Origin of the sequence: Streptomyces sp. NPDC021115 (genome assembly GCF_044333065.1) — a bacterium.
Lineage (GTDB): Bacteria > Actinomycetota > Actinomycetes > Streptomycetales > Streptomycetaceae > Streptomyces.
This window is the reverse complement of record NZ_JBIRQF010000006.1, coordinates 335,146-357,085: the sequence shown is the minus strand read 5'-3', so window position 1 is coordinate 357,085 and position 21,940 is coordinate 335,146. Positions and strand designations below refer to the sequence as shown.

Annotated in this window: 23 protein-coding genes; 8 read left to right on the top strand and 15 right to left on the bottom strand. The window is 72.6% G+C overall.

Annotated features, from left to right (window positions below):
* Positions 1–47: 47 nt before the first annotated feature.
* Genes ACH4TL_RS21450 through ACH4TL_RS21435 form a run of 4 tightly spaced genes read right to left on the bottom strand, consistent with a single transcriptional unit; the run spans position 48 to position 3,733 of the window.
* Positions 48–575 (bottom strand): YcxB family protein, encoded by a 528-nt coding sequence (locus tag ACH4TL_RS21450; protein WP_398316431.1) that lies wholly within the window; start codon positions 573–575, stop codon positions 48–50.
* A gap of 18 nt (positions 576–593) precedes the next feature.
* On the bottom strand, positions 594–1,430 hold the full coding sequence (locus ACH4TL_RS21445; protein ID WP_398316433.1) for an isoprenyl transferase: 837 nt from the start codon (positions 1,428–1,430) through the stop codon (positions 594–596).
* A 37-nt stretch (positions 1,431–1,467) separates the two neighbouring features.
* Entirely contained in the window at positions 1,468–2,214 is a 747-nt protein-coding gene (recO, locus tag ACH4TL_RS21440; RefSeq protein ID WP_398316435.1) for a DNA repair protein RecO, read from the bottom strand.
* A 55-nt stretch (positions 2,215–2,269) separates the two neighbouring features.
* Complete coding sequence (locus ACH4TL_RS21435; RefSeq protein ID WP_398316437.1) at positions 2,270–3,733, bottom strand: oxidoreductase; 1,464 nt, start codon at positions 3,731–3,733, stop codon at positions 2,270–2,272.
* Positions 3,734–3,782: 49 nt separating this feature from the next.
* On the opposite strand from ACH4TL_RS21435, the gene ACH4TL_RS21430 reads away from it, so the two are divergent.
* Complete coding sequence (locus tag ACH4TL_RS21430; RefSeq protein ID WP_398316439.1) at positions 3,783–4,505, top strand: Clp protease N-terminal domain-containing protein; 723 nt, start codon at positions 3,783–3,785, stop codon at positions 4,503–4,505.
* 17 nt (positions 4,506–4,522) lie between these two features.
* On the opposite strand, the gene ACH4TL_RS21425 is transcribed toward ACH4TL_RS21430, so the two are convergent.
* The gene (locus ACH4TL_RS21425; RefSeq protein ID WP_398316441.1) at positions 4,523–5,263 is read right to left on the bottom strand and encodes a class I SAM-dependent methyltransferase; all 741 of its coding nucleotides are present in this window, start codon (positions 5,261–5,263) and stop codon (positions 4,523–4,525) included.
* A 469-nt stretch (positions 5,264–5,732) separates the two neighbouring features.
* On the opposite strand from ACH4TL_RS21425, the gene ACH4TL_RS21420 reads away from it, so the two are divergent.
* Entirely contained in the window at positions 5,733–5,882 is a 150-nt protein-coding gene (locus ACH4TL_RS21420; RefSeq protein ID WP_398316443.1) for a hypothetical protein, read from the top strand.
* Positions 5,883–5,893: 11 nt separating this feature from the next.
* Here ACH4TL_RS21420 and ACH4TL_RS21415 read toward each other — a convergent pair whose 3' ends face one another.
* A complete protein-coding gene (locus ACH4TL_RS21415) occupies positions 5,894–7,201 on the bottom strand; it encodes an amidohydrolase (RefSeq protein ID WP_398316445.1) in 1,308 nt (435 codons plus the stop codon).
* A 193-nt stretch (positions 7,202–7,394) separates the two neighbouring features.
* Between ACH4TL_RS21415 and ACH4TL_RS21410 the strand changes: the two genes are divergently transcribed.
* Positions 7,395–8,678, top strand: a complete 1,284-nt coding sequence (locus ACH4TL_RS21410; RefSeq protein WP_398316447.1) for a serine hydrolase domain-containing protein — start codon at positions 7,395–7,397, stop codon at positions 8,676–8,678.
* On the opposite strand, the gene ACH4TL_RS21405 is transcribed toward ACH4TL_RS21410, so the two are convergent.
* The 3 genes from ACH4TL_RS21405 to ACH4TL_RS21395 all read right to left on the bottom strand — a co-directional run bounded on the left by ACH4TL_RS21405 (position 8,651) and on the right by ACH4TL_RS21395 (position 10,061).
* Complete coding sequence (locus ACH4TL_RS21405) at positions 8,651–9,166, bottom strand: GNAT family N-acetyltransferase (protein WP_398316449.1); 516 nt, start codon at positions 9,164–9,166, stop codon at positions 8,651–8,653. The two genes, ACH4TL_RS21410 and ACH4TL_RS21405, sit on opposite strands and share 28 nt — an antisense overlap.
* 71 nt (positions 9,167–9,237) lie before the next feature.
* A complete protein-coding gene (locus ACH4TL_RS21400) occupies positions 9,238–9,852 on the bottom strand; it encodes a Clp protease N-terminal domain-containing protein (RefSeq protein WP_398316451.1) in 615 nt (204 codons plus the stop codon).
* On the bottom strand, positions 9,852–10,061 hold the full coding sequence (locus ACH4TL_RS21395; RefSeq protein ID WP_030081114.1) for a helix-turn-helix domain-containing protein: 210 nt from the start codon (positions 10,059–10,061) through the stop codon (positions 9,852–9,854). Before ACH4TL_RS21395 ends, ACH4TL_RS21400 begins: the two co-directional genes overlap by 1 nt.
* A gap of 102 nt (positions 10,062–10,163) precedes the next feature.
* Between ACH4TL_RS21395 and ACH4TL_RS21390 the strand changes: the two genes are divergently transcribed.
* The 3 genes from ACH4TL_RS21390 to ACH4TL_RS21380 all read left to right on the top strand — a co-directional run bounded on the left by ACH4TL_RS21390 (position 10,164) and on the right by ACH4TL_RS21380 (position 12,289).
* On the top strand, positions 10,164–10,841 hold the full coding sequence (locus ACH4TL_RS21390; RefSeq protein WP_398316454.1) for a GNAT family N-acetyltransferase: 678 nt from the start codon (positions 10,164–10,166) through the stop codon (positions 10,839–10,841).
* 69 nt (positions 10,842–10,910) lie between these two features.
* Positions 10,911–11,102, top strand: coding sequence for a YegP family protein (locus ACH4TL_RS21385; RefSeq protein ID WP_358617843.1), 192 nt, complete (start codon positions 10,911–10,913; stop codon positions 11,100–11,102).
* Positions 11,103–11,182: 80 nt separating this feature from the next.
* A complete protein-coding gene (locus ACH4TL_RS21380; protein ID WP_398316456.1) occupies positions 11,183–12,289 on the top strand; it encodes a hypothetical protein in 1,107 nt (368 codons plus the stop codon).
* A gap of 10 nt (positions 12,290–12,299) precedes the next feature.
* Here ACH4TL_RS21380 and ACH4TL_RS21375 read toward each other — a convergent pair whose 3' ends face one another.
* The 3 genes from ACH4TL_RS21375 to leuA all read right to left on the bottom strand — a co-directional run bounded on the left by ACH4TL_RS21375 (position 12,300) and on the right by leuA (position 15,623).
* Complete coding sequence (locus ACH4TL_RS21375; RefSeq protein WP_398316458.1) at positions 12,300–12,875, bottom strand: hypothetical protein; 576 nt, start codon at positions 12,873–12,875, stop codon at positions 12,300–12,302.
* Between the two features lie 77 nt (positions 12,876–12,952).
* Positions 12,953–13,666: a TerB family tellurite resistance protein gene (locus ACH4TL_RS21370; protein ID WP_398316460.1), complete on the bottom strand. Its 714-nt coding sequence runs from the start codon at positions 13,664–13,666 to the stop codon at positions 12,953–12,955.
* A 178-nt stretch (positions 13,667–13,844) separates the two neighbouring features.
* Entirely contained in the window at positions 13,845–15,623 is a 1,779-nt protein-coding gene (leuA, locus tag ACH4TL_RS21365) for a 2-isopropylmalate synthase (RefSeq protein WP_398316462.1), read from the bottom strand.
* Positions 15,624–15,935: 312 nt separating this feature from the next.
* Between leuA and ACH4TL_RS21360 the strand changes: the two genes are divergently transcribed.
* Positions 15,936–17,015 (top strand): M4 family metallopeptidase, encoded by a 1,080-nt coding sequence (locus tag ACH4TL_RS21360; protein ID WP_398316464.1) that lies wholly within the window; start codon positions 15,936–15,938, stop codon positions 17,013–17,015.
* A 27-nt stretch (positions 17,016–17,042) separates the two neighbouring features.
* Positions 17,043–17,309 carry a protealysin inhibitor emfourin gene (locus ACH4TL_RS21355; RefSeq protein WP_398316466.1) on the top strand — a complete coding sequence of 89 codons (267 nt, stop codon included), beginning with the start codon at positions 17,043–17,045 and terminating at the stop codon, positions 17,307–17,309.
* A 105-nt stretch (positions 17,310–17,414) separates the two neighbouring features.
* Here ACH4TL_RS21355 and era read toward each other — a convergent pair whose 3' ends face one another.
* From era to ACH4TL_RS21340, 3 genes are all read right to left on the bottom strand, one after another.
* Positions 17,415–18,371 (bottom strand): GTPase Era, encoded by a 957-nt coding sequence (era, locus tag ACH4TL_RS21350; RefSeq protein ID WP_086015816.1) that lies wholly within the window; start codon positions 18,369–18,371, stop codon positions 17,415–17,417.
* A gap of 89 nt (positions 18,372–18,460) precedes the next feature.
* Entirely contained in the window at positions 18,461–18,811 is a 351-nt protein-coding gene (locus ACH4TL_RS21345; protein ID WP_398316469.1) for a cytidine deaminase, read from the bottom strand.
* Between the two features lie 93 nt (positions 18,812–18,904).
* Positions 18,905–21,868 carry a beta strand repeat-containing protein gene (locus ACH4TL_RS21340; protein WP_398316471.1) on the bottom strand — a complete coding sequence of 988 codons (2,964 nt, stop codon included), beginning with the start codon at positions 21,866–21,868 and terminating at the stop codon, positions 18,905–18,907.
* Positions 21,869–21,940: the final 72 nt, after the last annotated feature.

The window sequence follows — 21,940 nt, the reverse complement described above, 5'->3', positions numbered from 1 at the left end:
CGAGGCTGTGGACGCCGGTGTGCCCCGGACGGTTCAGGCGAGGCGGTTCAGGCGAGCCGGGTCAGGCGCTGGTCGAAAACGCTCCGGAGCCGGTCGACCTCGTACGGGCCTCCGATGACGCCCCGCTTCGGCAGGACCGCGAGGCCCGTAGCTCCCCTGTCCGCGCTCAGCAGCACGAACAAGCCCTGGGTCTCCAGGTAGCGCGGGTACATCTGCCAGCCCAGGGCCGTGGTGCTGTGCGCCGTCGCGATCTCGATTCCGGTCTCACCGACGACGGCCCGGAACTCCCCCTGCGCGTCGAGCAGCTTCCCGAAGCGCTTGGCCGTGATCACCGGTGCCCGATAGGAGCCGTAGATCAGCACCACCCCGGCCACGACCAGCATCCATGGCATTCTCCCGCCACCGCCGGCGGCGACCGCGGTCGCCAGCCCGAGCGCCAGGATCACCGCCCCGCAGACCAACAGCACCCGTGTCGAGCGGCCATCGGTGCTGTGCCGCGCCCTGGCCCGCAGGGCCTCCGTCATGTCGTCCACGGTGGTCCGGTAGACCAGTTCCACCGCGCGCTGCTCCCCCACGTGTCCCCCGTCGTCGTCTTAGGCGGGCTGCGGCCCGTCCTTCGTCAGCTGGTCCTCGTTCGGGATCGCGCCGCCGAAGCGGCGGTCGCGGGAGGCGTACTCCAGGCAGGCGCGCCACAGGTCGCGGCGGTCGAAGTCCGGCCACAGCACGTCCTGGTACACCATCTCGGCGTACGCGCTCTGCCAGATCAGGTAGTTCGACGTGCGCTGCTCCCCCGACGGGCGCAGGAAGAGGTCCACGTCCGGCATGTCGGGGTAGTAGAGGTACTTCGCGAAGGTCTTCTCGTTCACCTTCGACGGGTCCAGCTTGCCCGAGCGGACGTCCGCCGCCAGCGCCTGCGCCGCGTCCGCGATCTCGGCGCGGCCGCCGTAGTTCATGCAGAAGTACAGGGTCATGGCGTCGTTGTCCTTGGTCTGCTCCTGCGCGACCTGGAGCTCCTGGGCCACCGACTTCCACAGCTTCGGCATCCGGCCCGCCCAGCGGATGCGGATGCCCAGCTCGTCCATCTCGTCGCGGCGGCGGCGGATGACGTCACGGTTGAAGTTCATCAGGAAGCGCACCTCGTCGGGCGAGCGCTTCCAGTTCTCGGTGGAGAAGGCGTAGAGGGAGAGGTTCTTGACGCCGATCTCCAGGCAGCCCTTGAGCACGTCCAGGACGACGCCCTCGCCGACCTTGTGCCCCTCCGTACGCGGCAGCCCGCGCTCCTTGGCCCAGCGGCCGTTCCCGTCCATCACGCAGGCCACGTGGTTCGGCACCAGCTCGCCGGGGATCTTCGGCGGGCGGGCGCCGGACGGGTGCGGGTCCGGGGCCCGGTAGTCGCGCCGCTGTCGGCCCAGAATCCCGCGTCGTGCCATGACTTTCGCGTCTCCTCGTCTGCGATGTGCTGTGTTCTTACTTCTCTACGTACCGGAGCGACCTCAGGCCCCGCTCCAGGTGCCAGTGCAAGTACGCCGCGACGAGCCCGCTGCCCTCACGGGCATGGCGCAGCTCACATGCGTCCGCCGTCTCCCAGTCTCCGGTCAGCAGCGCACCCAGCAGCGTCAGCGACTCCGCAGAGGGTACGACGCTTCCCGGCACCCGGCACTCTCCGCAGATGACCCCGCCCGCGCCGACCGAGAAGAACCGGTTCGGACCGGGCATCCCGCACTTCGCGCAGTCGTCGAAGCTGGGCGCGTAGCCGTTCACGGCGAGTGAGCGGAGCAGGAACGCGTCCAGGATGAGATGCGGCTCGTGCTCCCCGGAGGACAGCGTACGCAGCCCTCCGACGAGCAGCAGATACTGCTGCACGGCGGGCTCGCCCTCGTGGTCGGTGAACCGCTCCGCCGTCTCCAGCATCGCCGTCCCGGCGGTGTAGCGGGCGTAGTCGGTGACGATTCCGCCGCCGTACGGGGCGATCGTCTCACTCTGTGTGCACAGCGGCAGCCCGCGGCCGATCAGTTCACCGCCGCGGGCGAAGAACTGCACGTCGACGTGGGAGAACGGTTCGAGGCGCGCGCCGAACTTCGACTTCGTACGGCGCACCCCGCGGGCCACGGCGCGGACGCGGCCGTGGTTGCGGGTGAGCAGGGTGATGATCCGGTCCGCCTCGCCCAGCTTCTGGGTGCGCAGCACGATGCCGTCGTCGCGGAACAGACTCATGCGCCTCATTGTCCCTCAAGGGGACAGGTGGTCGAACCGCCCCGCGTCCGCATCGTCAGGTGCGGTTCAGCACCCGTGTGACGCCCGCGACGACCGCCGTCGTCAGCAGCCAGCCCGCCGCGATCAGCGCGTAGGCGAGCCACTGGACGGGGTCGGACGGCCAGTACCAGGCGTTGCGCTGGCCCAGGCCGCCGATGGGGATCAGCAGGTCGAGGGTGTAGACGAGCGGGCTGAACGGGGCGCCCTCCCCCGGTTTGACCGGCTTCGGCTGGGCGGCGCGGAAGGCCGCCGTGCCGAGCAGAGTGAGGGCGGTGAGCCAGAGTCCGGCGAGCCAGGGGCGGTAGCCGTAGCCGACGGTCGCGTCGAGGAGGCGCCCCCAGGCCCGGCCGAGGGGTCGGAGGGTCGTACGGCGGTGGCGCTGCCCGGCCAGCAGGACGGCGCGGGCGTCGTCGTCGTGGCCGATGGCCTGGTACGTGGCGGCGAGCTGCTGGTACGGCTGGGGGCGGTAGCCGTCGGGGTCGCGGGTGACGAGGTCCAGGCAGCGGGCGGCGGGCAGGTGCGGCTCCAGCGCGCGATAGGTGAGGCCGTCGAGGTGGAGGGCGGGGGCGGACGGGCCGGTCGGGAGGTGCAGCACGTCGAGGCGGCCGTGGCGCAGATCGACGGCGCCCTCGGACCGTGCGGTCCGCAGGTCGAGCTCCCCGGCCTGGAGGTGCCGGGCGTCCACCGCGTACCCGGCGGGGTGCCGGATCGTGGCGCCCCGGAGGCTGACGGCCCGGCCTGCGGTGGCGCTCGTCAGCACGACTGCGCCCTCGGCGTGGAAGCCCTCGCCGCAGTCGATGCGGGAGCCGACCTGGATGCTCTCGGCGCACAGGGCGTCGCCGCCGGGGTGGTGGAGGTACGCGCCCTCCAGCCGCAGCGCCTCCCCCACCCGCGCCTCCCGCAGCCGTATCTCGCCCTCGGCGCGGAACCCCTCCCGGCCGACGATGCCGCTGGCGACCTCCAGCCGCGAGCCGTCGAGGGCCACCCCGCCGGGGTGGGACAGGTGCGCGCCCTGGAGGAGCAGGCTGCCGTCGATACGGGCGTTCGCCAGGTTGACCATGCCCCGGATACGGGCCCGCATCAGGTCCAGGTTGCCCGCGACCGTCGCGGTGTTGATCGCGAGCCCGGGCAGATACGAGCCGCCGAAGCCGGTGACGCGCAGCGTGGCCCCGTACATCTGGGGCGGCTCCTCGAACCAGCACTTCTCCAGCCGCAGCACGCAGCACGCCTCCGCGAAGACCAGCTTCAGCCGCCCCGTCACCCGGGCGCCGACGAGGTGGACGACCGGGGTCTCGCCGGGCCGGGTGTCGGCGCCGCCGAGGAGCAGGGCGCGGATGACCTCCGCCCGTACGGTGCGCTCGGGGCCCCAGCCGGGGCCGTCCGTCTCGGGCTCCTCCGCCGTCGCGGCGTCCCGGACATCGACCTTGGCGCCGGTCGCGAACGCTTCGCGGAGTCGCCGCTCCGGCTCGGTGAGCACCATGAGGCAAGTACGCCTTGACAGTTGGGAATTGTCAAGGCGTACTTGCCTCATGACGCTTCCAGACCTGGACGACCTCATCGCGGAAGTCGACCGGACCTGCGACACCGCACACCGCCCCGGCGGCCAGGAGCAGCCCGACTGGCTCGCCCTGCTGACCGCGGCGGCCGGGGTGTCCGGGCAACTACAGGCGCTGGCCGACGACTTGGTCGAGGACTACGTCGAGCACTGCCGCATGCACGGCTGCTCGTGGACCGACATCGGGACGGCGCTCGGCGTGACCCGGCAGGCGGTACAGCAGCGCTTCCACGCGCCCCACAAGCGCTACGCACCCGAGAACATGACCGACGGCCTGCGCCTGGCGATGACGCACGTGAAGCGGGCCGCGGTGCAGCACCGCAACAACTACATCGGGACCGAGCACCTGCTGTGGGGGCTGACCGCCGAGGAGAACAGCGCCACCCGGCTGCTGTCCTCGGCAGGGGTCTCCCCCGCCGAGGTGCACCGGCGGGTCGGCGCCCGGCTGAGCATGGGCGCGTCACAGGCGGCCGAACGGATCGCCTGGACCCCGTACTCCCGCAAGGCCATGGCCATCGCCGAGGAGCGGGCGGAGGAGGCGGGGTCGGCGCGCATCGACTGCGACCATCTGCTGCTGGGCCTCGCCCGGATCGGCCGCGGGGTGGCCGCGGCGGTGCTCGGCGAGGCGGGCGCCGACACGGCGGCCCTGGGCGCGGACGGGGTGGCGACGCGGGGGCTTCCGGCGTCGGACGCGTAACGGCTTCGGCGGCGCCGTCACCGGTCCGCCGCGGCCGCCGCGGACTCCCGGCTCGCCCCCGGGGATCGTTCCACGGGGCGCTGGAGCTGCCAGACGTCGGCCGGGGGCAGGTTGGCCCAGACCGTGCTGCGGTCGGTGGCGTAGTGGCGCTGGTAATCGGCCAGCACCTCTTCGGCGGCCCGCTGCCGCCGCGCCTGGGCCCGGGAGGCCAGCGCCATCAGGGTGCGGGCCTGGCGGCTGCCCCGGTACGCGAAGTAGGCCAGGACGCCGCCCGGGCGCAGCAGCTCCAGATACCGGCCCATGATCGTTTCCACCTGGTGGGGGGCGAAGTTGGCGAAGGGCAGACCGGAGATGATCGCGTCGTAGCGGCGGCCCGTGTCCAGCTCCTCGACGTACGCGTGGTGCACCCGGGCCTGGCCCGGCTCTCCTGCCAGGCGCGGATGGGTGTGGACGAGCTGACGCAGCCGGTCGGTGAAGCGGGGGTTGGCCTCCACGATGTCCAGGCGGCTGCCCGCCGGGAGCTGGTGGATGAGGGAGCGGGTGACCGAGCCGGTACCGGCACCGGCCTCCAGGACGTCCAGCCGCCGGCCCGCCTGGGAGCGCACCGGTTCGGTCAGCGCGTGGGCGAGCGCCCTGCCGCTGGGGGCGAGGGCCCCGGTGGTGCGGATGTCCCTGGCTGCCTCGAGGAGGAACATCCAGCCCCCGGCAGCGCTCTGCGGAAGGACACGATCGTGCGAGGTGGTGGTGGAGTCGTCCATGGCACGACGCTACAAACCGGCCAGGTTTTGGCCATTGGTTCGACGTGTGACGGTGCCCACCCCCGGCAGCGGGCGTGTCGGCACGGAAGGCCGTCCCAGGGTATCCGGACGGCCGACTTCCGCTCTCTCCGGGGCGAGTTGGCGGGAAAACCCGAGGGGCGCGCACGCGGGCACACCCGGGCACCGCGCCGGTGGTCCTCCTCACACTGCGCCCCGGCCACGACGGTCCATCGACCCACCGTGTCCGCTACCCCACGGTACGCACGGCCGTCCCGGTGCCGAGTGGGATGTCACGGCCCCGTGCCGGCCCGGGCCTCGTCCGGTCACAACCGGTGCCGGGGCGGGACTTGAGGGCGGTGGAGCGGGGCGGGTTGCGCACACTGGATGCCACGGAACCGAGAACGGGGAGGGCGCCATGGCGGCTGGTTGCCGTGACTGTGGGACGTGTACGCGATCGTGGCTGGGGCGGGTGCTGCAGAACGCGGCCGTGGGGCTGATGCACCTGTGCACGATCGGCATCAGCTATCTGATCAAGAGGGGCTTCCGGCGGCACTGTCCGCAGTGCAAGCACCTGCTGTCCCGGCACGCACGCCGGGCGGACGGCTCGTTCCGGGACTAGGGAGCAGTCCGTCAAGCGGCCCGGGTCCGCTCCGCGATCCAGCCCGCCATCGCCCGTACGCCGAGGCCGATGGCGCGCTCGTCCGGGGCGAAGTCGGGGTAGTGCGGATAGGCGGTGGTGACGGGTGATCCGGGGGCGCGGACGCCGAGGAAGGTGTACGTACCGGGGACGCGGTCCAGGTAGAGGGCGAAATCCTCGCCGCTGAACGGCGGGAACGCGGCGTGGAGCTCGACCACCGCGCCCCGGCCGGCCGAGCGGCGCAGATGGCGGGCGAGCCTGCGGCCGTCGGGCTCCGGGCAGACCATGGCGGGGAACGGCTCGGCGGGAAAGCTCACCCCGGCCCCCGCGGAGGACGCCGCCAGCCGGTGGATGTCCGCGCGGACCTCCGGGTACCGCCCCTCCGGCCAGCAGCGGTAGGCCACGTTCACCGTGTCCTGCTCTGCGGTGGCCCGGACGGCCACGAACCGGGCCAGCGGCCCGCCCGGTACCTGGGCGTCGGCGATCAGCCGCCCCAGATCGGCCGGGGTCCGCGGCAGGGCCACCGTCGCCAGCGCGGCGATCTCGGCCGCCAATCGCTTCGCGATCTCGGGCGCGTCCGGCCCCGGGAGCGTCACCACGGCCTTGTCCTGGCCCGGCAGTCCGTAGCCCGGCGTCACCGCGAACCGGCCGACGGGGAACGGACCGCAGTGCAGCGCGTGGATCTCCTCGACGCCGGTGCGGTCCAGCACACCCGCGTCGATCAGCGCGCGGGCCCCGGACAGCGTCTCCTCTGCGGGCTGGAAGAGGAACACCACCCTTCCGCGCAGCCGCCGCCGCAGGCGCGCCAGGACCCGCGCGACACCGAGGGCCACCACGGTGTGGATATCGTGCCCGCAGAGGTGGGCCACCGCCGGGCCGCCCCCGACGATGTCCTTGGGCGGCACCGCGTCCATGTCCGCCCGGTACGCCACGGTCCGGCCCGGACGTACGCCCCGCAGGACACCGACCACGCCGTGGCCGCCCACCCCCGTGGTCACGCTCAGCCCGGCCGCCCGCAGCTCCCGGGCCACCACACCGGCGGTGCGCCGCTCCTGCCCCGGCGCCTCGGGGTGCCGGTGGATGTCCCGCCGCAGCGCGATCAGCCCGCGCTCCAGGCGCGCCGCCTCGGCGTCCACCGCCCCCTGCGCCGCCGGCGGCTGCCAGCCGCCCGCGGCGGCCGCCCGTCCCGCGGTTCCCCACGCCACTCCCGCACCGGTCGCCGCGGCGGCGGTCAGCAGCGTGCGGCGGGCGAGAGGGCGCTCCGGGTGCGGAGTCGCCGTTCTTCCTTCGCGATCGGTCATGACGACACGATCGCCGCACGCGGGCGCCGCGGCCCATCCGGCGAGCCCCCGCTCAGGGGGTGGGGCCAGCCCGCCTCAGGGACGCGTCAGGGGTGGGCCGGGGATCGCCCGGAGGACGCGGAGGTGCGGCTTCGGAAGAGTCGTGCCCGGCCGGAACGACCGGCCGATCATGAACCCCGTGGAGCGTCCCGACGTGAATTCGTCCTTACGCCGCACCTCACGCCGTACCTCGTGGAGAGCCCTCACCACCGCCACCGCGCTGCTGGCGGCCGTAGCGGCCGGGGCCGCCGCCCCGGCCACGGCCACAGCGGCGCCCGCGGCCACCCACCAGGCGCCTGTGCCGCCGCTGGACGGAAAGGCGCTCCAACAGGCCCTGGACGAGTTGCCGAAGCACGAGGTCAGTGGGGCGTTCGCCCGGGTCTCCGGCCGTGCCGGGCAATGGGTGGGGACGTCCGGGGTCGGGGATCTGGCGACCGGGGAGCCCGTGCCGTCGAACGGATCGTTCCGGATCGGCAGCGCCTCCAAGGTGTTCGCCTCGGCCGTGGTGCTCCAGCTGGCCGCCGAGCACCGGCTGAGCGTGGACGACTACGTACAGGACTATCTGCCCGACCTGCTGCCCGACGCGTTCGACAAGGTGACCATCGGCCAGCTGCTGAACCACACCAGCGGGCTTCCGGCGAAGGGCGGCGAGGAGTTCTGGGGCGACGGGACGAGCCGGTGGTTCGTGGACCACCGCTTCGAGAGCTGGTCCGCCGAGCACATCGTCAAGACGCTCGTCGGCGAGAACGACCCGATGTACGCGCCCGGAACCGCCCAGACCTACAACGGGGTCAACACCTTCGTCGCCGGACTGATCGTCGAGAAGGTCACCGGGCGTTCGTTCGCCGAGGAGGTACGGTCCCGGATCACCGGGCCGCTCGGGCTGCGCCACACCTACGTCCCCGAGATCGACGACGCGCGGCTGCCCGGGCCGCACTCCCATGGCTATCTCACGGTCACCGGGCCGGACGGCGGCAGCCGCCGGGCCGATGTCACCGAGCAGGCGGCCTGGCCGTGGGCGGAGGGCGGCATGATCTCCACCGCCGCGGATCTGGACCGCTTCATGACCGCGCTCTTCCGCGGCCGCCTGCTGCCGCCCGCCCAGCAGAAGCTGCTGTTCACCGTCCCGGACGTGCCCAACGTCGAGAACAAGAACTGCGCGCGGAACCCCGACCCGAAGGAGGACAGGGCCTGCTACAGCATGGGGTTGATGCGGGTCAGGCAGGACGGCCGGGAGATCTGGGGCAAGACCGGCTCCCGTCCCGGCTACACCAGCGGCATGTTCGCCACCCGCGACCTCGGCCGCCGCCTGGTCTACTCGGTCAACCCCACGACCCTGGACGGCGCCGAGAGCCCGTACGTCACCCGGCTGGTCCTGGCCGCCTTCCTGCCCAGCGATCAGACGCGGCCTCAGACGCGGTCGAACGGCTCGGCGTAGGCGAACGGCCCCTTGAGGGTGGGCTGGTACGCGGTCAGGGGGCGGACCTGGAAGTAGTCGCCCCAGGCCGGGTCCGGGGCGGAGATGCCGTACGCGGCCGCCGGGCGGAAGCCGAAGCGGCCGTAGTACGCGGGGCTGCCCAGGAGAGCGACCAGGGACTCGCCGAACGCGTCCGCCGCGCCCAGGATCGCGTGCATCAGCGCCAGGCCCACGCCCCGGTGCTGATGGGCGGGGTGGACGCTGAGGGGGCCGAGTCCGAGGGCGAGATCCGGGCCGACGTGGCCGCGGGTGCACACCACATGGCCGATCACCTCACCGCGGTCGCCGGCCGCGACGAACGACAGGGCCGGTAACCAGGCGTCGCAGGTGCGGAGTTCATCGAGGAGGGTGACCTCGACCGGGACCGCGGCCTCCGATTTACCGAACGCCGCCGCCGTGACGTCGCGGATACCGGCGATGTCGGAGCGCGTTTCTCGTCGGATCAGCATCGGCACAGGATGCGTCGCGGATCGAGGCCCGGGCAACCCCATTTGTGCGGTACGGAGCTTCCCAGGGCATCTCAGCGCGCCCGGGCGCGGGCGTCGAGGGCGCGTTCGGCCCGGATGTACGTCACGTCGTGATCGGCGAGGACGGTCGCGGCGACCCCGGGGCGGGCGAGGAGGGCGAGCAGAAGGTGTTCGTCGCCGATGTGCTTGTCGCCGCGGCCGACCGCGATCCGCAGCGACCGTTCGAGCACCGACCTGGCCTCGGGGTCGAAACGGCCGCGGGAGCGGCGGCGGCGCGGGGCGGCGGCCAGGGCGCCGACGCCGTGCTCCGCCTCCACCCGGGAGACGATCGTGTCCACATCGATCCCGAGCCCCGCCAGCGCCTCCGCGTCCGCCGCCGAGATGCCGCCGCGGCGGCGGACCTCGGCCAGGGCGCGTTCGATCGAGGCGCGCCGCGCGGTGGCGCCCAGGGTGGCCAGGACATCGGCGGCGGGGCTGTCCGTACGGGCCCGGTCCGCGCGCTCCGTACGGCCCCGGTCCGCACGGTCCGTACGGTCGGTGCGCTCCGTACGCTCCAGGAGCGCGAGCAGCAGCTCGGGCTCGCCGACCGTGGCGCCGCCCGTCGCGTCCGCCTGCCGGACGGCTCCACGGACGACCTCACGGGCACTGGTGGTGAACCTCTCGAACATCAACGCCTCCCATGCTTCTTGTGAACCGCCTGGCGGCTGACGCCCAGTTCGGCCGCGATCTCCTGCCACGACCAGCCCTTGGCGCGGGCGCTGCGCACCTGTACGGCCTCCAGCTGCTCCAGCAGCCGTCGCAGCGCTGCGACGGCGCGCAGCCCGATGCGGGGGTCCCGGTCACCGGCGCGCTCGGCGAGATCCGTTGCTTCGGTCATGCTGTCAATTTAAGTTGACGCGCACGCAAGCGTCAACCTTGATTGACACCCGTCGCCGTAATTGGTTCGACGCCGCCTCGGCGGCTCCGGCAACCTCTCGTCATGGACCCCCAGCACTGGCCCCTCTACGGGCTCCGCCTCCGCACCCCGCGCCTTGAGCTGCGGCTTCCCGACATCGCCCGCACCGACGAACTGGCCGCGGTCGCCGCGGGCGGGGTGCACGACCCGGCGGAGATGCCGTTCAGCGTGGCCTGGTCCGACGCGGCCCCCGAGGAACGCGGACGCGCGACGTTCCAGCACGTGCTGCGCACGATCGCCGACTGGCGGCCGGAGAACTGGACGCTGAGCCTCGCCGTGCTGCACGAGGGCACGGTGATCGGGCGGCAGGACCTGCTCGCGGCCGACTTCGCGGTGACCCGGGAGGCGAGGACCGGCTCCTGGCTGGGCACCGCCCACCAGGGGCAGGGCTTCGGCACCGAGATGCGGGCCGCGGCGGCGCATCTGGCGTTCGCCGGACTGGGGGCGCGCAGCGTGACGTCCGGCGCGTTCATGGAGAACGGGCGCTCGCTGGGCGTCTCGCGCCGCCTCGGCTACCGCCCCGACGGCCTGGAGACGGTCTCCGTACGGGGCGAGGCCCGGACGCTCCAGCGGCTGCGGCTGGACCGCGCGGCCTGGGAGGAGCGGCGGACCGTCCCCGTCGAGGTGCGGGGTCTTGAGCCGTGCCGGGAGATGTTCGGCGCGGCCGCGGAGCCCGCGCCCGGGACCGCCGAGCGCCCCTGATGCGAGGGCGTAGGGGGCGTTCTACGGTGGTTCGAGGGGGACCGCGAAGACCCGTGGAGGTGGCATCACATGGCGGGCAAGTTCGAGATCTACGAGGACAAGCGCGGCAAGCACCGCTTCCGCCTGAAAGCGGGCAACGGCGAGATCATCGCGGTCGGCGAGTCGTACGACTCCAAGTCCGCGGCCCAGAAAGGCGTCGAGTCGGTCAAGAAGAACGCGCCCACGGCCGAGATCAAGGAGATCCCGACCGACAAGTCGTAGGGCCCGCGGGGCGGGGCCCGGCGCGGTAGCCGCGCCGTACGGCTGACGGCGTCCGTACGGCGCTCGCTACGCTCCCGTCCGTGATCACGCCCCCGATATCCCAGGCCCTCACCGCCGCCCGCGCCCGGCTCCGCCGTGTCCGCGCCGTAGCCGGGCGCGCCTGGTCGCATCCCCGGCTGAGGTGGCCCAAGCGCGTCGTGGCGGCCCTCGTGGGCTGCCTGGTGCTGTCCCTGCTCGCCACCGGGATCGCGCTGCGGCTGAATTACGCGGGCGATCCGGAACCCGGCACCCGCACCCGGGGCCGGGACGCGGTGTGGCTCGGGCACGCCTGGGTGGACGGCCGCAACGGCGACGCCGAACTCGCCACCCTGGCCCGGCGGATACGCGGCACCGGCATCCGCGACCTGTACGTCCACGCGGGCCCGCTGGAGCACGACGGCACCCTGTCCGCGAAGCGCTACCCGCGCGCCGGGTGGCTGCTGAAGGCCGTCCACCGCGAGCTGCCCGGCGTACGGGTACAGGCGTGGCTCGGCGACGTCCTGGCCACCGAGGGCCCGACCGGGCTCCGGCTCACCGACCCGCGCAGCCGCGCCCGGGTGGTGCACTCCGCCCGCCAGGTGCTGGACGCGGGCTTCGACGGCGTCCACTTCGACCTGGAGCCGCTGCACTCCGGCGACCGCGACTACCTCACCCTCCTCGACGATCTGCACGCCCTCACCCGCGCCCGCCGCGCCCCGCTCTCGGTCGCCGCCCACCAGATCGATCCGCTGCCCGCGCTGCACTCGGTGGCGGGCTTCCTCTTCGACCACCCCAAGTGGTGGTCCCAGGCGTTCTTCGGCCAGGTGGCGCGGCGCGTCGATCAGATCGCGGTCATGTCGTACGACACGTCGACGCCGCTGGAGAGCCTGTACGGCGGCTACGTGGCCCAGCAGACCGAACTCGCCCTCGAGGCCACCCCGCCGGGAACGGACCTCCTGATGGGCCTCCCCGGCTACCACACCAACAACTGGGGCCGCCACGCCTGGGCCGAAACCGTCCCCGCCGCCGTCCGGGGCGCCCGCCTCGGCCTCGGCCGCGAGGACCGCCGACGGAAGCGCTTCGGGGTCGCCCTGTACGTGGACTTCGCCGCCACGGCCGCCGACTGGGCGGCGTACCGCAAGGGCTGGGGCGCGCGGGGGAAGGGCTGAACGACGCGGGTCACCCCTTCCAGTACTTCGCCACCGCCTGCGCGCACGCCACCCGATGGTCGAGCACGTCGCCCCGGACCCGGAACCGGCCGCGCACGGACTCGGTCATGGCCACCCGGCCGAAAACCGCACCCTGCCGCTTCCAGGCCGTCCGCAGCGGGGCGCTGAAGTCGGGGGCGTCCATGTCGGACACCGCCAGACCGGCCGCGTACAGAAGAGCCAACGGCAGCAGCACCAGGCACAGCAGCAGCGACGGCACCGTCCCCTCCCGCCCGTGCAGCACCGTCCCATCGGGCAGGTGGATCTCGTACCGGGGCCGCCACCGCTTCTTCCGCGGCGGCAGGCACAGTTCGGCCAGGAGCTCGTGCTCGGGGGTGAGCACGGCGAGGCGGCGATCGCCCTTCCGGACGACTACGGCGAGCGGCGCGGCCCCGGCCGCGTCGGCGGCGATGGTGAAGCGCGGCTTGTGCCCCTCGGGAAGCGGGCGGCCGTCAGGGGCGCCACGGCGCACGTGGAGCGGGTCAGAGCCTCGAGGGCGCAGCGTGTAGCGCTTGGGGCCGGGGGCGCGGGTGAAGGTGAGTGACATGGAGCCCACACGCTACCGGCGGCCGGGCGTTCGGCCGCGTGGGGCCCCGGGCGGCCGCCTCGGGCCGCCGGGAGGAGCTAGAAGGCGGCGCGGGTGGCGGCCAGGAGGCGGGAGGTGTCGTCGGGGCAGATCATGAGGGCGCGGCCGACGGTCTCCAGGACCGCGCGCTCGGCGGGGCGGTAGGGGCCGTCGGCCACCGCGATGCGGGCGCCCTGGAGGAGGATCGCCTCGCGGCCGGTCGGGGCAAGATGGGGGGCCAGGGGCTCCAGGGCCTCGTGCAGCTCGATGGCGAGCGCCGTACCGCACGGGTCGAGGCCGTCGCGCTCACCGGTGGCGGCGCCGGGGAGGCGGCCGGTGTCGGCGGCGAGCGCTTCGATGAGGGCGAGGAGCTGGTCCTCGTCGCAGTCGGCGAATCCGGCGGCCCGCACGGCGCCGACCGCCACCTGACGCACCGCCGTGGCCTCCGTACCGCCCGCGGCGAGGACCGCGAGGGCGACGGTGTGCACGGCGTCGCGCAGCATCGCGGAGAAGCGGATGGTGGTGGGATGGTCCAGGACCTCGGTGCCGAACCGGGCCGCGCAGGCGGCGCATTCGACGACGGGCGCGACCGGACCGCGGGGCAGCAACGGCACGCCGAGCACCACGATGCGGCGACGGCCGGTGCGGCGGCGGTAGTTGCGGTCGCCTCCGCAGTCGGGGCAGAAGAACTCGCCGTCGCCGACCGTCCGCCACAGGGTGCGGACGCCTACCACACACAGGTCCCGGTCACGATGGGCTCGCGCGTGCACCACGTCACACCTCCATAACGCTTCGGCCACGTTGCCGCGTTGACGTGATGCTAGCCACATCCATGATGTGCCGTCAGTACCCCGAACGGAGACAACAGGCCAAACCCGAGGCCCCGCCCGCCTCATATGGCGAACGGGGCCCCTTGTGGGTGACAAAGCGGCAGACGGGATCAGCCGGGTTTCACCGGCGTGCGCGGTTGACCGCCGAGACGACGGCCTTGAGGGAGGCGCGCACGATGTTGGCGTCGACGCCGACGCCCCACAGCACCTTCCCGTCGATCGCGCATTCGATGTACGCGGCGGCCTGGGAGCCCGCGCCCTCGCTCAGGGTGTGCTCGGAGTAGTCCAGCAGCCGTACGTCGACGCCGATGGCGCCCAGTGCGTCGAAGAAGGCGGCCAGCGGGCCGTTGCCGGTGCCGGTCAGCACGGTCTCGGCGCCGTCCACGACGGCCTCGACGGTGAGCGCGTCGGTGCCCTCGCTGGTGGTGGACGTCTGGGCGGTGCGCAGCGCGATCCGGCCCCACTGGTTGTCGTCCGTCGGCAGGTACTCGTCCTGGAACGTCGCCCAGATCTGGGCCGGGGTGACCTCGCCGCCGTCGGCGTCGGTCTTGGCCTGAATCGTCTTGGAGAACTCGATCTGCATGCGGCGCGGCAGATCCAGGTTGTGGTCGTTCCGCAGGACATAGGCGATACCGCCCTTGCCCGACTGGGAGTTGACCCGGATGACGGCCTCGTAGGAGCGGCCGACGTCCTTGGGGTCGATGGGCAGGTACGGGACGGCCCACTCGATGTCGTCGACCGTCTTGCCCTGCTCGGCCGCACCGGCCTCCATCGCCTCGAAGCCCTTCTTGATGGCGTCCTGGTGGGAGCCGGAGAAGGCGGTGTAGACCAGGTCGCCCGCGTAGGGGTGGCGCGGGTGGATCTGCATCTGGTTGCAGTACTCGGCGGTGCGGCGGATCTCGTCGATCTGCGAGAAGTCGATCTGCGGGTCGACGCCCTGGGAGAACAGGTTCATGCCCAGGGTCACCAGGTCGACGTTGCCGGTGCGCTCGCCCTGCCCGAACAGACAGCCCTCGATGCGGTCGGCCCCGGCCATGATCGCCAGCTCGGCGGCGGCGACGGCGGTGCCGCGGTCGTTGTGCGGGTGGACCGACAGGCAGATGTGCTCGCGGCGGGACAGGTTCCGCGACATCCACTCGAACCGGTCCGCGTGGGTGGAGGGCGTCGAGCGCTCGACGGTCGCGGGCAGGTTGAGGATGATCTCGCGGCCCGCCTCGGGCTGCCAGACGTCCATGACGCCCTCGCAGACCTCCAGCGCGAAGTCCAGCTCGGTGTCGGTGAAGATCTCGGGGCTGTACTGGTAGCCGAAGACCGTGTCGTCGCCCAGGATCTTGTCGGCGTACTCGACGACCAGCCGGGTGCCGTCCACCGCGATCTGCTTGACCTGCTCACGGGTGCCGCGGAAGACGACGCGGCGGAAGGTGGGCGCGGTGGCGTTGTACAGGTGCACGGTGGCCTTGTGCGCGCCGCGCAGCGACTCGACGGTGCGCTCGATCAGCTCCTCGCGGGCCTGGGTGAGGACGGAGATCGTCACGTCCTCGGGGATCGCGCCCTCTTCGATGATCGACCGTACGAAGTCGAAGTCGGTCTGGCCGGAGGAGGGGAAGCCGACCTCGATCTCCTTGTATCCCATCCGGACCAGCAGGTCGAACATCTCGCGCTTGCGCACCGGGGACATCGGGTCGATCAGCGCCTGGTTGCCGTCCCGCAGGTCGGTGGACAGCCAGCGCGGCGCGGCGGTGATCCGGTTGTTCGGCCAGGTGCGGTCGGGGATGTCGACGGCCTCGTACGGGCCGTACTTGTGGATCGGCATGCCCGAGGGCTTCTGGGAGACGGTCGCGGCGGTGATGGGGGTGGGACGGCCTACGGCGCGCTGACCGGGATTGTCGGACGTGCTCATGATGCGTGGGCTCCTCTGGTGTCCGCTCGGACGAAGGTCCATGGGGCGGCCGACGGGGCGAAATCACCGCAACACCGAACTCCGCGGGGAGGGGGTCGGCCTACGACTACAGGCCCTCGCCGCGGCAGCTAAGAAGAAGCAGCCCGAAACGCATGATGCCAAGCAGCCTAACCGAGACCCGCGCGACGCGGGATTCCGTATCACTATGCGGACCCGGGCATCTCGCGCGGAGGAATAACCATCAACCACTCGATTTCATCAATCATGACCGCAAGGCGTGACAAGCGGTAGACGCGGTGCGACATTGCCTGGATGGATGTCAACGCGAACTCCCGTGGCCGCGGTGTCTTCTGCACGATCGTGCCGCCGCATGTCCTCGACAAGGTCTCCCAGCACGAGGACTCCGCCCTCGCCGACCCCGCCCGCCGCACCCTGGAGCGGGACGCCCTGGAGCGCACCCGCCGCCGGATCACCACCGTCCGCGGAATCGCCCCCACCCTGGAGGGCGCGCGCTCCGACCGGCCCAAGCGGACGATCTACGACTCCCAGCACCAGGACGCGCTGCCGGGCAAGAAGGTGCGCGGCGAGGGCGACACGGCGACCTCGGACGACTCGGTGACCCGCGCTTACAACGGGCTGGGCGCGACCTTCGAGCTGTTCCTCAAGGTCTACGGCCGCCACTCGATCGACGACGCGAGCCTCCCGCTGAACGCGAGCGTCCACTACAGCCAGGACTACAACAACGCCTTCTGGAACGGCGAGCAGATGGTCTTCGGCGACGGCGACGGCGAGATCTTCCTCGACTTCACCATCCCCATCGACGTCATGGCCCACGAGCTGACCCACGGCGTCACCCAGTACACCGCCAACCTGGACTACTTCGGTCAGTCCGGGGCGCTCAACGAGTCGATGTCCGACGTCTTCGGCTCGCTCGTCAAGCAGCACGCGCTGGGCCAGAGCGCCGACGAGGCGGACTGGCTGATCGGCGCCGGGCTGCTGGCGGAGCGGGTCACCGGGGTGGCCCTGCGCTCGATGAAGGCCCCGGGCACGGCGTACGACGACGATGTCCTCGGCAAGGACCCGCAGCCGGGCACGATGGACGACTACGTGCGCACCTCGCGCGACAACGGCGGCGTCCACATCAACTCCGGCATTCCCAACCACGCCTTCTACCTGGCCGCCACGGCGATCGGCGGGAACGCATGGGAGAAGGCCGGGCGGATCTGGTACGACGTGCTGACCGGCGGCGAGCTGTCCCAGGACGCGCAGTTCGACGACTTCGCCCGGCTCACGGTGGCCGCGGCGCAGTCCCGCTACGGCGAGGGCGACGAGCGGGACGCGGTGCGGCAGGCCTGGGAGGGCGTCGGAATCGCGGTTCCGGACGCGCGCTGAGCCTCACCCTCGGGTACTGATGGACGTATGCGTATCTCCGTGACCCGCTCCGGCGGATTCGCCGGAATCGAGCGCCGGGCCGATCTGGACACCTCCGGTCGGCCCGACGCGACCCATCTGGCCGCGCTGGCCCACCAGGCCGTCGAAACCGGCGCCCCGGCGGCCACGCGCGGCGTCCCGGACGGCTTCCACTACGAGATCACAGTGGACGGCCGCACGGTCCACGCCGCGGACCCCCACCTCAGCGACGCCCAGCGCGAGCTGGTGCGGACGGTGCTGAAGGAGGGCACGTAGCGCGCCCGTCCCTCTCCCTCTGCCGCCCTCGCACCGCTCGGCCCCAGGGGGCCTCCCGGGCTTCGCACGGCTGCGCCGGCCTCCGACCGGCGGTGCGGGCTGAGCTCAGAAGCCCAGCCTGCGCAGCTGCTTGGGGTCCCGCTGCCAGTCCTTGGCGACCTTCACATGAAGGTCGAGAAAGACCGGCGTCCCCAGCAGGGCTTCAATGTGCTTGCGGGACTTGGAGCCGACATCCTTCAGGCGGCGGCCCTTCGGGCCGATGATGATGCCCTTCTGGCTGGGGCGCTCGATGAAGAGGTTGGCGTGGATGTCCAGCAGCGGCTTGTCCGCCGGGCGGTCCTCGCGCGGCAGCATCTCCTCCACGACCACCGCGATGGAGTGCGGCAGCTCGTCCCGTACGCCCTCCAGCGCCGCCTCGCGGATCAGCTCGGCGACCATCACCTGCTCCGGCTCGTCGGTGAGATCGCCCTCGGGGTAGAGGGTCGGGCCCTCGGGGAGGAGCGGGACGAGCAGATCGGCCAGCAGGCCGACCTGCTGGTCGCCCACGGCCGAGACCGGCACGATCTCCGCCCACTCGATGCCCAGATCCTTGCCGAGCCGGTCGATGGCCAGGAGCTGCTGGGCCAGTTGCTCGGATTCGACCAGGTCGGTCTTGGTGACGATCGCGACCTTGGGCGTCTTCTTGATCCCGGCCAGCTCGGCGGCGATGAAGCGGTCGCCGGGGCCCAGCTTCTGGTCGGCGGGCAGGCAGAAGCCGATGACGTCGACCTCGGCCCAAGTGGTCCGTACGACGTCGTTCAGCCGCTCACCGAGCAGGGTGCGCGGCTTGTGCAGACCGGGGGTGTCGACGAGCACCAGCTGTGCGTCGGGGCGGTGCACGATGCCGCGCACGGTGTGCCGGGTGGTCTGCGGGCGGTTGGAGGTGATCGCGACCTTCGTCCCCACCAGCGCGTTGGTCAGGGTCGACTTGCCCGCGTTGGGGCGGCCGACGAAGCAGGCGAAACCCGAGCGGTGCGGGGTCTCCCGCTGCTCGGTCGGGGACGGGGAGGTACCGGCAGTCATGGCCACCATTCTCCCCGATGCCCCGGGCCGCTCCGACCCAGCCGTCCCGGGCCCCGTACCGGACCCCGTTCCGGACGGGCCCGCGGTGCTCAGACGGGCAGGGTTGTGTGCAGGGTGCCGTCGGTGCCCGCCACCAGGATCGGGGTCCCGGCGCCGCCCAGGTCCCGGACGGCCGCGCGGTCCTCGTCGGTGGCGGTCTCGGCGTCGGTCACCAGGGCCGCGGCCTCCAGCGACTTCGCTCCGCTGGCCACCGCCATGGCCACGGCGGTGCGCACCGCGCTGAGCTGGAGCGAGTCGAGGGCGACGGTGCCCGCGACATAGGTGCGGCCCGTCTCGTCGCGGACGGCGGCGCCCTCCGCGACGCCGTTGCGGGCCCGCGCGGAGCGCGCCAGCGTGATGATCTTGCGGTCTTCGGGGTCCAACTGCGCTGCTTCGCTCATACGGATGAGCATAGGACGGCCCACTGACAGGGGCCCGCGCCGGGCCGCGGTGGCAACGGCCCGGCGCGGGCGCAGGGGAACCGCCGGGAATCGCTACGGGAGCAGCGGCACCGGCTGGAACGTCAGCGAGGCCGACGCCGTGGCCGGGCTGAGGCCCGTGGCCCCGGCGAAGGTGGCGGTGTAGGTGCTGGCGGTCAGCACCGACGGCGGGACGGTGACGTTGGTCAGCGTCGCCGTGCCGGAGGCGTTGGTGACCGCACTGCCCAGGGCGATCGGGCCCACCGCGGTGTTGGCCGTGAAGGTGATCGTCTGGCCGGGGACGGGGTTGTTGGCCTGGTTCTTGAGGGTGGCGCTGAGGGTCGGGATGATGAGCTGGCCGTTGAGCCGCAGCCGGATGACGGCCGGGGTGGCGGTCAGGCTCGTGGTCGTCGAGCCGGAGACGGTCTGGGTGAGCGACGCGGTCGACGAGTTGTAGCAGCTGTCACCGCTGTAGGTGGCGGTGACTGTGTGCGAGCCGGTGGTGAGCGCGTTGGTGCTCACGGTCGTCTGCCCGGCCGCGTTGAGCGTTCCGGTCAGGGTCGGACCGCCGCTGATCACAAACGTGACCGTGCCGGTCGGGCTGCCGGTCCCCGGCGCCACCGGGGCCACGGTGGCGGTGAAGGTCACCGTCTGGCCGGGGGCGGAGGGGTTGGGGCTGGAGGTGAGTGAGGTGGTGGTGTTCGTCGTGTTCACCGTGGCCGTACCGGTGGCCGTCGACCCCGCGACGCCCGTGCTGCCCGCGTAGGTGGCGGTGACCGTGTGCGAGCCCACGCCGAGCCCGGTGGTGGTCACACACGCCTGACCGCCGGCGTTGAGCGTCCCGGTCAGGGTGGGGCCGCCGCTGATCGCGAAGGTGACCGTTCCGGTCGGGGTGCAGGTGCCGGGGGACACGACGGTCACTTGGGCGCAGATGGTCACCGACTGGCTGCACACCGACGGGTTGGGCGTGATCGTCAGCGCCATCGAGGAGGTGGCCTGGTTGACGGTGGCCGTCCCGGTGCCCGTCGAGGGCGCGACACCGCCGCCTCCCCCGTAGGTCGCCGTGACGGTGTGGGTGCCGACCGGGATGGCGGTGGTGGAGACGCACGCCTGACCGCTGGCGTTGACCGTGGCCGTGAGGGTCGGGCCGCCGGTGACCACGAAGGTCACCGTGCCGGTCGGGGCGCAGGTCCCGGGCGCCACGGTGGCCACCTGGGCGCACAGCAGGACGGACTGGCCGCAGACCGACGGGGAGGGCGTGACCGTGACGGTGGTGGTGGACGAGGCGGGGTTCACGACCAGCGAGGTCGTGCCCGTCGAGCCCCCGACGCCGGAGTCGCCCGCGTAGGTGGCCGTGATGGTGTGCGTGCCCACTCCGACCGCGCTCGTGGTCACGCACGCCTCACCGGTCGCGTCGAGGGTCGCCGTCAGCGTCGGGCCGCCCGAGATCGCGAAGGTCACATCGCCGGTCGGGACGCAGGTGCTGGGCGGATCCACCGCCACCTGGGCACAGATGGTCACCGTCTGGCCGCATACGGACGGGCTCGGCGTCGCCGTCACCGCGAGCGTGGACGTGCCCTGGTCGACGGTGACCGTACCGGTGCCGCTGGAGCCCGCGACGCCGCCGCCTCCCCCGTAGGTCGCGGTCACGGTGAACGTGCCGACCGGGATGGCGCTGGTGGTCACGCACGCCTGACCGCTCGCGTTGACCGTCGCCGTGAGCGTCGGACCGCCGGCGACCACGAAGGTCACCGTGCCGGTCGGGGCGCAGGTCCCGGGCGGCACGGTCGTCACCTGGGCGCACAGCGTCACCGGCGCACCGCAGGCGCCGGCGCCTGCGCTGGAGACGGTGGTGGTCGAGGTCGCCTGGTTCACCGTCACGCTCGTGGTGCCCGTGGAGCCCGCGATGCCGGAGTCGCCCCCGTAGGTCGCGGTCACGGTCTGGCTGCCGACCGGGATGGCGGTGGTGGTCACGCATGCCTGGCCGGTGGCGTCGAGGGTCGCCGTGAGCGTCGGGCCGCCGGTGATCGCGAACGTCACGTCGCCGATCGGCATGCAGGGACTGGGCGGAGCCACCGTCACCTGGGCGCAGAGGGTGACCGCCTCGCCGCATACGGACGTGCTCGGCACCGCCGTGACCGCGAGCGCGGACGTGGCCTGGTCGACCGTGACCGGTGCGGTGAACGTGGAGCCCGCGACGCCGGTGTCGCCGGAGTAGGTGGCGGTCACCGAGTTGGTGCCCAGCGGCAGTTCGTCGGTCGTCACACATGCCTGGCCGGTCGCGTCGAGCGTCCCGGTGAGCGTCGGGCCCCCGGAGACGGTGAAGGTCACCGTCCCCGTGGGCGTACAGGTCCCCGGCTCGTCCACGGTCACCGTCGCGCACAGCGTCACCGTCTCGCCGCACACGGACGGGTCGGGGGTGGCGGTGAAGGTGGTGGTCGAGGCCGCCTGATTCACCGTCACCGGGACGAGGGCCGAGTTGGACGCGCCGAACCCGGTGTTCCCGCCGTAGAAGGCCACCGCCAGATGGACGCCCACGTCCAGCGCGGCGACCGTGACGGACGCCTGGCCGGTGGCGTCGAGGGGCGCGGTGAGGGCCGGTCCGTCGGCGCTGATGATGAAGGTCACCGTGCCGGTCGGGACTCCCGCGGCGGGCGAGGCGGCCGCCACGTTCGCGGTCAGGGTCACCGATTCGCCGCAGACCGCGGGGTTGGGCGAGGCGGTCAGCGAGGTGGTCGTCGCCCCCTGGTTGACCTGCTGGATGCTGGTGCCCGTCGACGGGTCCAGGTTGGCGTCGCCGTTGTAGGTGGCCGTCACCGTGTGGGAGCCGACGGACAGGGAGCTGTCGGTGAAGGATGCCTGTCCGCCGGCGTCGACCGCAACGGTCACCGGCGTACCGGCGTCCAGGGTGAAGGTGACCGTACCGGTCGGGGTGAACGCGCCCGGCGGCACGGAGGCGACGGTCGCGGTGTAGGTGACGGCCTGGCCGGGGACGGAGGGGTTCGGGGTGGAGGTGACCGTGGTGGTCGAGGAAGCCATGGGTGCGGCCCCTTCCCGGGTTGCGGGATGCGGTATGGGGAGGGGTGGACCGCCCGGGTCTCCGCTTGGAAG

Excerpts from the sequence above, each read along its gene's own strand:
- ACH4TL_RS21445 (WP_398316433.1), bottom strand. The coding sequence starts at position 1,430 with ATGGCACGACGCGGGATTCTGGGCCGACAGCGGCGCGACTACCGGGCC.
- recO (WP_398316435.1), bottom strand. The coding sequence starts at position 2,214 with ATGAGTCTGTTCCGCGACGACGGCATCGTGCTGCGCACCCAGAAGCTG.
- ACH4TL_RS21435 (WP_398316437.1), bottom strand. The coding sequence starts at position 3,733 with ATGGTGCTCACCGAGCCGGAGCGGCGACTCCGCGAAGCGTTCGCGACC.
- ACH4TL_RS21430 (WP_398316439.1), top strand. The coding sequence starts at position 3,783 with ATGACGCTTCCAGACCTGGACGACCTCATCGCGGAAGTCGACCGGACC.
- ACH4TL_RS21425 (WP_398316441.1), bottom strand. The coding sequence starts at position 5,263 with ATGGACGACTCCACCACCACCTCGCACGATCGTGTCCTTCCGCAGAGC.
- ACH4TL_RS21415 (WP_398316445.1), bottom strand. The coding sequence starts at position 7,201 with ATGACCGATCGCGAAGGAAGAACGGCGACTCCGCACCCGGAGCGCCCT.
- ACH4TL_RS21405 (WP_398316449.1), bottom strand. The coding sequence starts at position 9,166 with ATGCTGATCCGACGAGAAACGCGCTCCGACATCGCCGGTATCCGCGAC.
- ACH4TL_RS21400 (WP_398316451.1), bottom strand. The coding sequence starts at position 9,852 with ATGTTCGAGAGGTTCACCACCAGTGCCCGTGAGGTCGTCCGTGGAGCC.
- ACH4TL_RS21395 (WP_030081114.1), bottom strand. The coding sequence starts at position 10,061 with ATGACCGAAGCAACGGATCTCGCCGAGCGCGCCGGTGACCGGGACCCC.
- ACH4TL_RS21390 (WP_398316454.1), top strand. The coding sequence starts at position 10,164 with ATGGACCCCCAGCACTGGCCCCTCTACGGGCTCCGCCTCCGCACCCCG.
- ACH4TL_RS21385 (WP_358617843.1), top strand. The coding sequence starts at position 10,911 with ATGGCGGGCAAGTTCGAGATCTACGAGGACAAGCGCGGCAAGCACCGC.
- ACH4TL_RS21375 (WP_398316458.1), bottom strand. The coding sequence starts at position 12,875 with ATGTCACTCACCTTCACCCGCGCCCCCGGCCCCAAGCGCTACACGCTG.
- leuA (WP_398316462.1), bottom strand. The coding sequence starts at position 15,623 with ATGAGCACGTCCGACAATCCCGGTCAGCGCGCCGTAGGCCGTCCCACC.
- ACH4TL_RS21360 (WP_398316464.1), top strand. The coding sequence starts at position 15,936 with ATGGATGTCAACGCGAACTCCCGTGGCCGCGGTGTCTTCTGCACGATC.
- ACH4TL_RS21355 (WP_398316466.1), top strand. The coding sequence starts at position 17,043 with ATGCGTATCTCCGTGACCCGCTCCGGCGGATTCGCCGGAATCGAGCGC.
- era (WP_086015816.1), bottom strand. The coding sequence starts at position 18,371 with ATGACTGCCGGTACCTCCCCGTCCCCGACCGAGCAGCGGGAGACCCCG.
- ACH4TL_RS21345 (WP_398316469.1), bottom strand. The coding sequence starts at position 18,811 with ATGAGCGAAGCAGCGCAGTTGGACCCCGAAGACCGCAAGATCATCACG.
- ACH4TL_RS21340 (WP_398316471.1), bottom strand. The coding sequence starts at position 21,868 with ATGGCTTCCTCGACCACCACGGTCACCTCCACCCCGAACCCCTCCGTC.